The organism is Dickeya zeae NCPPB 2538 (genome assembly GCF_000406165.1).
Taxonomy (GTDB): Bacteria; Pseudomonadota; Gammaproteobacteria; order Enterobacterales; family Enterobacteriaceae; genus Dickeya; species Dickeya zeae.
Window position 1 is genome coordinate 327,416 of the sequence record NZ_CM001977.1, and the last position, 13,143, is coordinate 340,558.

Consider the following 13,143-nt stretch of genomic DNA (forward strand, 5'->3'; position numbering starts at 1 on the left):
ATGATCAACAGTCCCGCGTTTTTGCGTCTGCGGTTTGCGTTCAAACTCAGTACCGCCATCGTGTTGTCGCTGGTACTGGGCTTTCACCTGCAACTGGAAACCCCGCGCTGGGCGGCCCTTACCGCCGCTATTGTGGCGGCGGGTCCGGCTTTTGTGGCTGGCGGAGATCCGTTTTCCGGCGCTATTCGTCACCGTGGCATGCTCAGGGTGATCGGTACGTTTATCGGCTGTATTGGGGCGTTGGTGATTATCATTGCCACGGTTCGGGCACCGGCGTTGATGCTGCTGCTGTGCTGCTTGTGGGCCGGTGTCTGTGTATGGATTTCGTCGCTGGTAAAAGTAGAGAACGCCTATGTGTTTGCGCTGGCAGGCTACACGACGCTGATTATTATCGTGACCAGCCAGAGTGAGCCGTTGCGTATTTTGCAATTTGCGGTGGAACGGTGCAGCGAAATCGTGCTGGGTATCGTGTGTGCCATTCTGGCTGACCTGCTGTTTTCGCCCCGTTCGATCAAGCAAGAGATCGACCGTGCGGTGGAGGAACTGTTGGTCGGGCAATATCACTTGCTGCAACGTTGCGTGAATGGCATATCGAAAGAGGAACTGGACGCCGTCTGGAACGGTCTGGTGCGTAAAACCCACGCCATCAATGGGATGCGTAGCGTACTGATGATGGAGTCGTCACGCTGGCAGGGTGCCAGTCGCCGGATAACCACGCTGTTGACCCAATCCTGGGTCATGATTACCCAGGCGTGCGAAACCCGCCTGACGCTGCAGGATCACCCAGACGCCGTCAAAGGGGCGATCGCCGTGATGCTGGAACAACCGGCAGAGACCCCCGCCGACGTACAGCGGCGTTTACGGCAGTTGCGCCATCTGGCGGCGGCGCATAGCCGCAGTCTGCCGCCAACACTGGTGAGCTGGCTGGGGGCGGCGGCACGCTATCAATTGCTGGCGAAAGGCGTGAAAACTAACGTACGCATCAGCCAGAGTGAGGCGGCGTTACTGGAGGCTGATATCCCGGTCAAGGCCAGTTCGGCGGAAACCCACCATGCCATGATCAACGGTGTGCGTACGGCTGTCGCCACAGGACTTGGATGCCTGTTCTGGTTGTGGACCGGCTGGACATCGGGCAGCGTTTGTATGGTGATGCTGGCGGTGGTGACCTCGCTGGCGATGCGCTTACCCAATCCATTGATGGCGGCGAAAGACTTTCTGATCGGTACGCTGGTGGCGCTGCCGCTGGGGGCGCTGATGTTTATGCTGGTGCTGCCGTCTACCCAGCAAAGTCTGCTGCTACTTTGTCTGAGCCTCGGCGGTGTCGCGTTTGTGATAGGCATTGAGGTACAGAAACGACGCCTGGGGTCGCTGGGGGCGTTGGCCAGTACCATCAACATTCTGGTACTCAGCAACCCGATGAAATTCAATCTGTCTCAGTTTCTGGATAATGCGATTGGTCAGGTGATCGGCTGTATTCTGGCATTGAGCGTTATTTTGCTTATCCGTGACAATACCCGTGAACAAACGGGCCGTACACTGCTTAACCGGTTCGTGTTCGGCGCGGTCTCGGCGTTGTCGACCCGACCGGCACGGCGTCAGGAGAACCACCTGCCCGCGCTGTACCAGCACCTGTTTTTGTTGCTGAACCTGTTTCCCGGTGAAATCGGCAAATATCGCCTGGCGCTGTCGCTTATCATGATGCACCAGCGCTTGCGGACGTTAGTGTTGCCGGTCAGCCCTGCGCTGTCCGCTTTTCACCGCCAGATGCGAGCGACAGCTGAGCAGGTCATCGGCGCTACTCGCGATCGTAGCCTGCATTTTTCCCGATTACTGGCACAAATGGATGAGTACCAGCAACTGTTGCGTGACCATCAGGTATCGGATGAGGCGATTGATGCGGTCGGTCGGCTCACCGCGTTATTGCATCGCCATCAACATGCGCTCGGTGACTAAACCGCATTACAGCGGGTGGTAACCCTGCCACTGCGGCGGCAAAACCTGCCCGGTAGGGTTAGCGGTGAGGTGGATATACCAGCGGTCCAGCAGCGTGAGCGGCAGGCAGTCGTCCACATCGCGCAGGTCGTCCTTGTGCTGCTGAAACACGTCGGTCAGTAGCACCGCTTTGGCTCGTTGTTTAGCCTGTTCCGCGTTTGTTGCGACAAACAGCCCGAACTGATGCACCTCCGCCGGATTGTGCGGCAGATAGCCTCCCATGTTGATGAACCAGAGTTTTTCTCTACCCTGAAACGGCTGGCGGCTGAGCGTGATATCATAGCCGTCTGCCCAATGGCAGGGGGTATAGCTATCGACGTGGATCTGGTTTTTATCGCCGAACCAGTTGGCTTTTAAGAGGGGAAACCCATCTTGTGGGTGTTCCACTGCGGCGAACTGGATGTCATGCAATTCGATATTCGCACCCTGGGCGCGCCCGCCCACGTAATACATAAATAGCGTTGTCATGCGCCGTGGCTCCTCCAGGTTTGGGTCTGCTATTTTCGCTGTATTACTGATTGTGTAACAAAACGGTTGAATTAACCGCTTGTAAAATAAATTGATATCAACGGAAAACAGGATAATGACACTGCATCTTTGGCTGGTTTACCTCGGTGTGATCACCGTGTTGATTGCGGTTCCGGGGCCATCGGCCTTACTCAGTATGACGCATGGTTTGCGCTACGGGCAACGACGTGCACTGGCGACTATATTGGGCGGCGCGACCGGTTCACTGTTGCTGATGACCGCGTCGGCACTGGGGTTAGGGGCGGTGCTGGCCGCATCGGCGACAGCGTTTCTGGTACTAAAAGTCGTGGGGGCGCTCTACCTGATTTGGCTCGGTATTTCCGCCTGGCGAACGCAGGAAAACACCCTGACGCCTTCCTCTGAGGTAGAAGAGAGTGCACCAGGGGCGCTGGGGTTGTATCGACGTGGTTTTATGGTGGGCGTCAGTAATCCCAAAGACATCCTGTTTTTTGCCGCATTGTTTCCCAATTTTATCGACACGGGTGCGCCACAGGCGATGCAGTTTGCATTGCTGGCGTTGACCTGGGCGGTGCTGGATTGCAGCATCATGTTTACTTACGCCTGCATGGGGAACCGTGTCTCCACGCTGTTTGCCCACCCACGACGCTTGCGGTTGTTTAACCGTGCAACCGGCACCCTGTTTATTTTTGCAGGCTCTGCGCTGGTGGCATCAACCAAATAATTCCCCTACCCGGTGTCGGTGAGGCTGTTTGTTGGCAGTCTCACCGAGGCCGGTTTGAAATCACTCCGCTTCTGCCAGTTCACGTAGATACTGGAAAATCTGCCGGGCTGATTTGGGGGGCTTGTTGGCCGCTTTTTCTTTTTGGGCGTTACGCACCAGCGAGCGCAGTTGCTGGCGGTCGGCCTGCGGGTAAAGCGCAAGGATGTCGGGAACTGCGCCATCACCTTCGGCTATCAACCTGTCGCGCAATTGCTCCAGCTTGTGGAACAGTGACACCTGCTGGTTATGGCGGTTACGCAGCTTGTCCAGTGCGGTCTGAATCGGCTCCGGGTCGCGGGCGCGCAGCATTTTGCCGATCAACTGCAACTGGCGACGGCGGCCTTCTTTGGTGATGCGCTGCGCCAGCTCAATCGCGGCGCGCAGATCGTCATCCAGCGGAATACGTTCCAGCGCGTTTTTACCCAGCTCGACCAATTCGGTACCCAGCGCTTTAAGGGCTTCAGCATCGCGCTTAATCTCGCTTTTGCTGACCCAGATTATTTCTTCGTCTTCATCGTCCTGGCTGGCGTCAGGAATCTCGTCCTGCCAGTCTTCGGGATGTTTGTTCATGGTAGCTCCCCAATAAAAGAGGCTGATCCTATCAGGTTATGGGCTTTGTGCGAAATTGTCCGCCGATCCTGTTAGACTCAATCACAGGTTACCTCATGGTAAAACTGAGGTCAGGTAACGAATAGCAGGCGGACGGCATTCGTTGCATCATAGATTATCTGAATGTTTTCTTACTCATTATGGCAAATCGATGACAATAATCACTCAGGTTGCAGAACAGCGTAAAGTGCTGGAACAGGCGGTATCACAGGCGCTGGAACTGGCCCGTGCCGGTTCTGATGCGGCGGAAGTTGCCGTCACGAAAACAACCGGTATCAGCGTCAGCTCCCGGTATGGTGAAGTTGAAAACGTCGAATTCAACAGCGATGGCGCGCTTGGCATTACCGTCTACTATCAGCAGCGTAAAGGTAGCGCGTCATCCACGGATATGAGTCCGGACGCTATCGCACGCACAGTGCAGGCAGCGCTGGATATTGCCCGTTATACCTCGGTTGACCCTTTTGCCGGCCCGGCAGACAAGGAGCTACTGGCGTTTGACGCGCCAGACCTGGATTTATTCCACCCTGCTGAACTGGATGCCGATCGCGGTATCGAACTGGCCGCCGATGCCGAACAGGCGGCGCTGAAAGCCGATAAACGCATCACCAACACCGAAGGTGGCAGCTTCAACAGTCACTACGGTATCAAAGTATTCGGTAACAGCCACGGTATGTTGCAGAGCTACTGCTCCAGTCGCCATTCCATGTCGGTTAGCGTCATTGCCGAGCACAACGGCGATATGGAGCGCGATTACGCTTACACCATCGGTCGTGCGCTGGGCGACTTGCAATCCCCTGCATGGGTTGGGGAAGAATGCGCGCGCCGTACACTGGCACGTCTGTCGCCGCGTAAGCTGGCGACGATGCAGGCCCCGGTGATGTTCGCCGCCGAGGTGGCGACCGGTTTATTCGGCCATTTAGTCGGTGCTATCAGCGGTGGCAACGTCTACCGGAAATCCACCTTCCTGTTGGATAGCCTGGGCAAACAGATTCTGCCGGAATGGCTGACCATTCAGGAGTTGCCGCATTTACGCAAAGGGCTGGCCTCCACGCCGTTTGACAGCGAGGGCGTGCGTACCGAACAGCGGGAGATAGTCAAAGATGGCGTGCTGCAAACCTGGTTGCTGACCACCTATGCCGGTCGGAAATTGGGCATGAAGAGCACCGGCCATGCGGGTGGCATTCATAACTGGCACATTGCCGGACGTGGGCTGGATTTTGACGGTATGCTCAAAGAAATGGGGACCGGCCTGCTGGTCACCAGTCTGATGGGGCAAGGGGTCAGCGCGGTAACCGGGGATTATTCCCGTGGTGCTTCCGGTTTCTGGGTAGAAAACGGCGAGATTCAGTACCCGGTGAGTGAAATCACGATTGCCGGTAACCTGAAAGATATGCTGCGTAATATGGTGACCATCGGGGATGATATCGAAACGCGCAGCAACATCCAGTGCGGTTCGGTGTTACTGCCGTCAATGAAGATTGCCGGGGTATAACGCCTGACTTTACCGATTGGCTGCCCGATATCAGGGCAGCCTTTTGGCGTATAACGGCCTGATTAGCGGTGATACTCACCTGCTGCTTCCGGCTGGTAGAGCAGTTCCATCACTTCAATGCGCGTTTCTTCGCCGTTAGGCAGCGGCCAGGCGATGCTGTTGCCGACATGCATGCCGAGCAGTGCCGCTCCCAGTGGTGCCATCACCGAAATTTGTTCCCGACTGTCCTTAAGACTGGCCGGGTAGACCAGCGTGCGGATATGTTCTTCTGTGGTGAGTAGATCGCGGAACCGGACCCTGCTGTTCATGGTGACGACATCAGCGGGCATCTCGACCGGCTGGACGATATCCGCCCGATCCAGTTCCTCGCTCAGAGCCTGCGCAACCTCTGTATCGGCAAAAGCGGGTTGTTCCAGCAGCGCATCCAGGCGTTCGGCATCCAGCTCGCTAATCGTCAGGTGCGGTTTGTCCATATGTTTCTCCAGTTTTTGCAATAGCAGATAACAACACCCCCGCCGTGAAGGGCAGGGGCATAATTTGGTATAAGTTAATCCGATGGTATCAGGGATGCAGGGAACTTACCGCATAAAAACGTACCGCATAAACAGGAATCGACAGGGATCACAGATGGCGACTTGCGCCACCCAGGGGCACAGCGGCAGATTAATCTTCGTCAAACCCGGCTTCAAACAGCTGAATGACCGCTGCTAACGCGTGTTCTTCATCTGGCCCAGAGACTTCTATTTCGATATGGCGGCCTTTGGCGGAATCCAGCATCAGCATGGCAATGACGCTACTGGCATCAGCTTCGGTGCCACTTTCGTTGCGTAGCAACACCTCAGCATCAAAACTTTGCACCAGCTCGAACAGTTTCATGGCCGGGCGCGCGTGCATCCCTAAGCGGTTTTTCACTTCAACGGTTTGCCTGACGGTCATGATTTACGTTTTTCCAGCGTTCGGTGGCGTGACTGCACATTCTTGCCACGGGAGCGAAAGTAGTCCGCCAGTTGTTCCGCGATGTAGACGGAGCGGTGTTTACCGCCGGTACAACCGATAGCGACGGTAAGGTAGCTGCGATTGTTGGTTTCCAGCATTGGCAGCCACAGTTCCAGATAGCTGCGGGTCTGATAAATAAAATTGTGGACTTCGGTGTGCCGGTCCAGAAACGCCGCCACCGGTTTATCCAGACCGGTCATCGGGCGCAATTTGGGATCCCAGTGCGGGTTTGGCAGGAAACGCACGTCAAACACGTAGTCGGCATCAATCGGAATGCCATGCTTGTAGCCGAATGACTCGAATACCATGGTCAGTTCACGCTCGCGCTTGCCGAGCAAACGGGTACGCAACATTTCCGCCAGTTCATGTACCGACATTTCCGACGTATCGATGATAAGGTCGGCACGGGAACGCAGCGGCTCCAGCAGGTCATTTTCTTCGTCGATAGCGCTTTCCAGCGACAGATTTTTGCTGGAAAGAGGATGCAGACGGCGGGTGTCGCTGTAACGCCGAATCAGCGTGTTGCGATCGGCATCCAGAAACAGCAATTGCGGTGAAAAGCTCTGTGGCAGACGAGTCAGGGCATGTTCCAGCACTTCCGGCGTTTCCGGCAGGTTACGCACGTCAATGCTGACAGCGGCGGAAATATTCCGTTCCGCCAGCGTCTGCGCCAGCTCGGGCAACAGCACCACCGGCAGGTTATCTACACAATAGAAACCCATGTCTTCCAGCGCGCGCAAAGCTACGGATTTTCCCGAGCCTGAGCGACCACTGACAATCATCAGCACCATCTGACGACTCCCCCCTGGCAGCGGGATGGTGAATGTCCACCGCCACAGTTAGCTAACTTCGTTTTCCCGGCCAGGCCGGCATCTGTCAGGCTTACACCTGAGCCATTCATACGTTGGATAACGTCCGAAGCCTGCCGTCAGGGCTGGTCGGGCAGATCATCCGCTTCGATCATGATCTGATAGAGCTCTTCATCGCTTTGGGCAGCGCGCAGGCGCTTACACACGGTTTTATCCGCCAGTCGTTTGGCGACAAGCGATAGCGTATGCAAATGGGTTTTACATTGTTCAGTAGGAACCAGCAAGGCAAAAAGCAGATCGACCGGCTGGTTATCGATGGCATCAAACGCTATCGGTTGTTCCAACTGGATAAAGACGCCGACTGCACCGAGCGTATTGTCGTCCTCCAGCTTGCCGTGCGGAATGGCGATACCATTGCCGATTCCGGTACTGCCCATGCGCTCGCGGGTCAGAATGGCTTCAAACACCATCTGCGGCGGCAAATTGAGCTGTCTGGCGGCCAGTTCACTGATAATTTCCAGCGCGCGCTTTTTGCTCTGACAGTGGACGGCGCTACGCGTGCACTCCTTACGGAGGACGGTGCTAAGTTGCATAACGGGCTCGTTGTTCATGATGCGTTCACTTAACGACACGGTTGCCTTCGGTTACCAGCCTGCCATAAAGCAAGCAGGCTGGTTGCTGTCCCTGCACCTGAAACGGCAACATCAGTGCTGTTTCAGTTTATCCTTATGTTTGTTTAACTGTCTCGCCAGCTTGTCGATCAGTAGATCGATGGCGGCATACATATCATCCGCTTCCGATGTGGCATGCAGTTCACCTCCGTTGACGTGGATCGTGGCATCTGCAATGTGCAGGATCTTCTCCACTTTCAGTACCACGTACACCTGATTGATACGATCAAAGTATTGCTCAAGTTTGGCGAATTTTGAGGTCACGAATTCGCGCATAGCATCCGTGATTTCGACGTGGTGTCCGGTAATGTTAAGCTGCATATCGTCTTCCTTCTCATGTAGGGGTCAAACCAGCTGTTTGCGTTGGTTTGACGGCGGGATAGATAAAGACTCTCGATACTTGGCGACGGTACGGCGGGCCACAATGATTCCCTGTTCGGAAAGCAGAGTGGTCAGCTTGCTGTCGCTCAGCGGTTTAGCGGGATTTTCCGCTGCAATGAGTTTTTTCACCAGCGCACGGATAGCGGTGGACGATGCCTCGCCGCCGCTGTCTGTATTGACGTGGCTGGAAAAGAAATACTTCAGCTCAAAAATACCACGCGGACTGTGCAAAAATTTCTGGGTTGTCACGCGGGAAATGGTGGACTCATGCATATCCACGGCCTGAGCGATATCCGCCAGCACCATGGGTTTCATAAATTCTTCACCGTGTTCGAAGAACGCCTGTTGTTGCTCCACAATGCAACGGGTGACTTTCAACAGGGTATCGTTACGGCTTTCCAGACTCTTGATGAGCCAGCGCGCTTCCTGCAAATGACTGCGAATGAACTGCCCGTCGCTGTCGTTACGCGCACTGTTGCCAAGCGCAGCATACTGTTGGTTGATTTGCAGCCGTGGCACGCTGTCGGTGTTGAGTTCTACCATCCAGTGGCCTTGTACCTTGCGCACCAGGACGTCTGGAATGACATACTCGGATTCGCCGGTGTTGATAGACTGCCCGGGGCGTGGATCCAGTGACTGAATCAGCGCCAACGCTTCTTTCAATACGTCCTCTTTGAGGCGACTGGTGCGGATCAGGGTGCGGAAGTCATGGTTGGCGAGCAAATCAAGATAGTCGCTGACAATCAGCCTGGCTTCGCTCAGGCGAGGAATGTCGCTGCTGAACTGCGATAGCTGTACCAGCAGGCATTCGCGCAAATCGCGGGCGGCCACGCCGACAGGGTCAAAACGTTGCACACGTTTGAGCACCGCCTCCACTTCTTCCAGCGTCACCTCTTCATTGCCGATGCTCTCACGGATGTCATCCAGCGATACCGTCAGGTAACCGGTGTTGTCCACCGCATCGACGATGGACGTGGCAATCGCGGCATCGGTATCGGAAAACGGCGTCAGTTCTACCTGCCACATCAGGTAATCCTGCAGTGTCTGCGTGGTTTCACCCTGATAGACCGGTAATTCCTCATCACGGTAGTCAGTGCTGGTGCCGGAAGGTGTACCGGCGGTGTAGATTTCATCCCAGGCGGCGTCGAGCGGTAACTCGTCGGGCATCTCTTTTTGCTCCAGCGCCTCGCGGGTGTCCAACGCTTCGCTGTCGCTGATTTCCTGGGTTTCTATTTCGTCATGAATATCGGCCTGCTCCAGCAACGGGTTGCTTTCCAGCGCCTGTTGGATTTCCTGCTGGAGTTCAAGCGTGGACAACTGCAGCAGGCGGATGGCCTGCTGTAACTGCGGTGTCATAGCCAGTTGCTGGCTGAGCCTGAGTTGCAAACCTTGCTTCATAACGCGCGTTAACTTCCTTTTGAATTATCAACCTAAAACATGACGTGGTTAGAGTCGGAAGCCTTCGCCCAGATAGACTCGTTTTACCTGCTCATTCGCCAGTATATCCATCGGGGAGCCGTGGGCAATAAGCTGGCCCTGACTCACGATATAGGCACGTTCACAGACATCGAGCGTTTCACGGACATTATGGTCGGTAATCAGTACACCTAACCCACTATCGCGCAAATGCTCAATGATTTTCTTGATGTCGAGAACCGAAATCGGATCTACCCCCGCAAAGGGTTCGTCCAGCAGGATGAATTTGGGGTTGGCAGCCAGCGCCCGGGCGATTTCCACCCGTCGGCGTTCACCACCGGACAACGATTGTCCCAGACTATCGCGCAGGTGAACAATATGAAACTCTTCCATCAGTTCGTTGGCGCGATCCTGCTGTTGCTCGCGGGTCAGATCTTTTCTGATCTCCAGTACCGCCATCAGGTTGTTGTAGACGCTCAGTCGCCGGAAAATCGAGGCTTCCTGCGGCAGGTAACCAATACCGCGGCGGGCGCGATCGTGCAGCGGCAGCAGGCTGATGTCCTCATCGTCGATTACGATACGGCCTTCGTCGCGCGGGACGATACCGACAACCATATAGAAAGTGGTTGTCTTGCCGGCCCCATTAGGGCCAAGCAGCCCAACGATTTCGCCGGAATTGACATTCAGGCTGACGTTTTCCACCACTTTGCGGCCTTTATACGCCTTGGCCAGATTTTCGGCGATTAGTGTTGCCATGGGTTAGCGCGTTACTCACTGTTGTTTGGTGGGCTTGCCGGTGTTGCTGCCGGGCTTGGCGCCATTTTGCGCGCCTTTGTCCTGCAATTGCGTCGGGACCAGCACGGTAGTGACTCGTTTGCCTTTGTCGCTGAACGCTTCCATCTGCTGTTGCTGTACCAGATAGGTGATGCGGTCGCCTTTGACGTTGCTGTCCAGCTGTTCCAGATAAGCATCGCCGGTCAACGTGACCAGTTGCTTGTCCATTTCATAGCGTATTTTCTGAGCATGACCTTTAACGGGTTTACCGTTGTCCTGCATTTGGTAGAAGGTTGCCGGATTGCCGTAGCCTTCGATAATTTCATGACCTTGCTGGCCGTTAGGACGGGTTACGACGACTTTGTCGGCCTGTGCTTTTATCGACCCCTGCGTGACGATAACGTTGCCGGTAAACGTCACCACATTGCCTTGCATATCCAGCGCCTGCTGGTCGGACGTAATGTGGATCGGTTGCTCGGTATCTCCGGTAAGTGCCAGTGCCGGAATACTGACGGCAAAAAGCGAGCTGGCGATCAGGATGCTGTGTAACACATTAATTTTTTGGTTGGATTTCATAATAGGATTTTACCTTATCGATCAACTCAGCGGTTTTGCTGCGCAGGTTTCCGCGCATTTTCAGTCCGTTAGAGGTAAAGTTGGCACCGTACAGGGTGACCTCATCATCTGATGTCACGTCCTGCGTAACCAGATTAATCTGTGCATTATCCGTTTTAATCCGCTTTAACTGCGAATCGTCGGTCAGGCTGGTGACCTCGACATGACCGTACAGATACAACATGCGATCTTTTGTCAGCTTGGCGCGATCCGCGCGCACCGACCAGGTCGCGATAGCCTGTTCGTTGAACATGGTCGCCACCGGTTGAGTAAACCAGCTGACTTGTTCGGCGTTGTAGTGCTCGGCTTTTTCAGCTACCAGCCTATAACTCAGTTTCCCGGTCGGGTCATACACCATCGTGGTGTTTTGCTGCATGGTGTAGGCCGGGTCATTATTTTGTACTTCAGTCGGCCCGCTTCCTTCCCGTCGGGTCGTTAAATTTAACCCGATAAGCACCAGCGCAATCAATGCCAGCAACAACGTCAGCCAGCGTTTCGTTTTACTCATATCGACAGCCCTTTGGCAAAGTCCAGTTTACCCTGTGCCAGCAGAATAAGATCGCAAATCTCTCGTACTGCGCCACGGCCGCCGCCGATACGCGTGACGTAATGCGCTCGGGGTAGCAACAGTGGGTGGGCGTCCGCGACGGCGACGCTTAACCCTACCTCGGCCATCACCGGCCAGTCGATCAGATCGTCGCCGATATACGCCACCTGGCTGGCAGTGAGCGACAGTGTATCCAACAGCTCGCGGAAGGCCAAAATCTTATCTGATTGTCCCTGATATAAGTGGCGTATTCCCAATGTCTGGCAGCGGTCGATGAGTAACTGCGATGAGCGGCCGGTGATAATCGCCACGTCGATATCCGACGTCAGCAGGCAGCGAATGCCGTAACCGTCGCGGACATGAAAGGTTTTCAGCTCTTCGCCCTGATTTCCCATGTAAATCAGGCCATCAGACAGGACACCGTCGACATCGCAGATTAACAGACGTATATCACGGGCACGCTGCATCACCAGGGTATCGACAGGCCCGTAACAGGTATCGGTTTGCGACCGGGTTTCACTCATTCACTCGTATCCTTGGTTTTCATTCTCTGCGGCCTCAGCGGCGCGCGCGTCAGGTTTATACCACACCTGCGCGCAGCATATCGTGCATGTGGACAATCCCCAGCAGGCGATCGCCCTCTGCGACCAGCAGCGAGGTAATATGGCGGGACTGCATCAGATTCAGGGCATCCACCGCCAGGGTTTGCGGTGTCACCCGAATACCACCGCGCGTCATCACATCGGCGATACCCGCGCTGTTAAGGTCGATATTCATATCGAACACCCGGCGCAAGTCACCGTCGGTGAAAATGCCTTCGATGCGATCATCCGGACCGCAAATGACCGTCATCCCCAGATTTTTGCGGGTAATCTCCAGCAGGGCGTCGCGCAGTGAGGCGTCTTGACCGACACGGGGGATCTCGTCGCCAGTGTGCATGATATCGTTGATTCGCAACAGCAGTTTGCGACCGAGTGCGCCGCCGGGGTGTGACAATGCAAAGTCTTCAGCCGTAAAGCCGCGCGCTTTCAATAGCGCCACTGCCAGCGCATCGCCCATCACCAGGGTCGCGGTGGTACTGGAGGTCGGTGCCAGACCCAGCGGGCAGGCTTCCTGGGAGACGTGGACGCAAAGATGGATATCGGCGGCTTTCGCCATGGTGCTTTCCGGGTTACCGGTCATGCAGATAAGACACACTTGCAGGCGTTTTAACACCGGGATGAGCGCCAGAATCTCATGAGATTCACCCGAGTTGGAAATAGCGATCACAATGTCTTGCGCGGTGATCATCCCCAAATCACCGTGGCTGGCTTCGCCGGGGTGAACAAAAAAAGCGGGAGTGCCAGTACTGGCAAAGGTCGCGGCCATCTTGCAACCAATATGACCGGATTTACCCATGCCCATCACCACGACTTTGCCGTGGCAGTAAAACATTTTCTCGCAGGCGCGGGAGAAATTGTGGTCAATGTACTGGTCCAACTGCGCGAGGCTGTCGCGCTCGATGGATAAAACCTGCCGACCCGCACTCTGGAAGTCGAAACCCGGTTGTAACTCGAAATGTGACATGTAAAACATCCTGCGTTGCCAATGCT

Annotated in this window: 16 protein-coding genes; 3 read left to right on the forward strand and 13 right to left on the reverse strand. The window is 55.3% G+C overall.

The features are described from left to right. The gene (aaeB, locus tag DZE2538_RS01505) at positions 1-1,953 is read left to right on the forward strand and encodes a p-hydroxybenzoic acid efflux pump subunit AaeB (protein WP_080638382.1); all 1,953 of its coding nucleotides are present in this window, start codon (positions 1-3) and stop codon (positions 1,951-1,953) included. Between the two features lie 6 nt (positions 1,954-1,959). Here aaeB and DZE2538_RS01510 read toward each other — a convergent pair whose 3' ends face one another. Continuing rightward, a complete protein-coding gene (locus DZE2538_RS01510) occupies positions 1,960-2,460 on the reverse strand; it encodes a DUF1543 domain-containing protein (protein ID WP_038915410.1) in 501 nt (166 codons plus the stop codon). Between the two features lie 115 nt (positions 2,461-2,575). On the opposite strand from DZE2538_RS01510, the gene DZE2538_RS01515 reads away from it, so the two are divergent. Then, entirely contained in the window at positions 2,576-3,202 is a 627-nt protein-coding gene (locus DZE2538_RS01515; RefSeq protein ID WP_012883026.1) for a LysE family translocator, read from the forward strand. A gap of 60 nt (positions 3,203-3,262) precedes the next feature. Here DZE2538_RS01515 and yjgA read toward each other — a convergent pair whose 3' ends face one another. Further along, positions 3,263-3,811 carry a ribosome biogenesis factor YjgA gene (yjgA, locus tag DZE2538_RS01520; RefSeq protein WP_012883027.1) on the reverse strand — a complete coding sequence of 183 codons (549 nt, stop codon included), beginning with the start codon at positions 3,809-3,811 and terminating at the stop codon, positions 3,263-3,265. Between the two features lie 190 nt (positions 3,812-4,001). Here yjgA and pmbA point away from each other — a divergent pair, with 190 nt between their 5' ends. Beyond that, a complete protein-coding gene (gene pmbA / locus DZE2538_RS01525) occupies positions 4,002-5,342 on the forward strand; it encodes a metalloprotease PmbA (RefSeq protein ID WP_038915411.1) in 1,341 nt (446 codons plus the stop codon). 62 nt (positions 5,343-5,404) lie between these two features. On the opposite strand, the gene rnk is transcribed toward pmbA, so the two are convergent. The 11 genes from rnk to kdsD form a co-directional block, all read right to left on the reverse strand. Beyond that, a complete protein-coding gene (gene rnk, locus DZE2538_RS01530) occupies positions 5,405-5,815 on the reverse strand; it encodes a nucleoside diphosphate kinase regulator (protein WP_019843561.1) in 411 nt (136 codons plus the stop codon). Positions 5,816-6,005: 190 nt separating this feature from the next. After that, complete coding sequence (gene npr / locus DZE2538_RS01535; RefSeq protein ID WP_019843562.1) at positions 6,006-6,278, reverse strand: PTS phosphocarrier protein NPr; 273 nt, start codon at positions 6,276-6,278, stop codon at positions 6,006-6,008. Further along, a complete protein-coding gene (gene rapZ, locus DZE2538_RS01540; protein ID WP_012883031.1) occupies positions 6,275-7,129 on the reverse strand; it encodes an RNase adapter RapZ in 855 nt (284 codons plus the stop codon). Before rapZ ends, npr begins: the two co-directional genes overlap by 4 nt. Before the next feature lie 137 nt (positions 7,130-7,266). Continuing rightward, positions 7,267-7,758, reverse strand: coding sequence for a PTS IIA-like nitrogen regulatory protein PtsN (gene ptsN / locus DZE2538_RS01545; RefSeq protein WP_016943107.1), 492 nt, complete (start codon positions 7,756-7,758; stop codon positions 7,267-7,269). 93 nt (positions 7,759-7,851) lie between these two features. Next, positions 7,852-8,139 (reverse strand): ribosome hibernation promoting factor, encoded by a 288-nt coding sequence (gene hpf / locus DZE2538_RS01550; RefSeq protein ID WP_012883033.1) that lies wholly within the window; start codon positions 8,137-8,139, stop codon positions 7,852-7,854. A 24-nt stretch (positions 8,140-8,163) separates the two neighbouring features. Further along, entirely contained in the window at positions 8,164-9,597 is a 1,434-nt protein-coding gene (rpoN, locus tag DZE2538_RS01555) for an RNA polymerase factor sigma-54 (protein WP_023638711.1), read from the reverse strand. A gap of 48 nt (positions 9,598-9,645) precedes the next feature. Next, entirely contained in the window at positions 9,646-10,371 is a 726-nt protein-coding gene (gene lptB, locus DZE2538_RS01560) for an LPS export ABC transporter ATP-binding protein (RefSeq protein WP_016943103.1), read from the reverse strand. Positions 10,372-10,386: 15 nt separating this feature from the next. Then, the gene (lptA, locus tag DZE2538_RS01565) at positions 10,387-10,965 is read right to left on the reverse strand and encodes a lipopolysaccharide ABC transporter substrate-binding protein LptA (RefSeq protein WP_019843564.1); all 579 of its coding nucleotides are present in this window, start codon (positions 10,963-10,965) and stop codon (positions 10,387-10,389) included. Then, complete coding sequence (gene lptC, locus DZE2538_RS01570; protein ID WP_038915414.1) at positions 10,943-11,512, reverse strand: LPS export ABC transporter periplasmic protein LptC; 570 nt, start codon at positions 11,510-11,512, stop codon at positions 10,943-10,945. Before lptC ends, lptA begins: the two co-directional genes overlap by 23 nt. Beyond that, complete coding sequence (kdsC, locus tag DZE2538_RS01575) at positions 11,509-12,075, reverse strand: 3-deoxy-manno-octulosonate-8-phosphatase KdsC (RefSeq protein WP_012883038.1); 567 nt, start codon at positions 12,073-12,075, stop codon at positions 11,509-11,511. The genes lptC and kdsC overlap by 4 nt, the downstream gene beginning before the upstream one ends. A 55-nt stretch (positions 12,076-12,130) precedes the next feature. Then, positions 12,131-13,117, reverse strand: coding sequence for an arabinose-5-phosphate isomerase KdsD (gene kdsD / locus DZE2538_RS01580; RefSeq protein WP_038915415.1), 987 nt, complete (start codon positions 13,115-13,117; stop codon positions 12,131-12,133). Between the last annotated feature and the right edge of the window lie 26 nt (positions 13,118-13,143).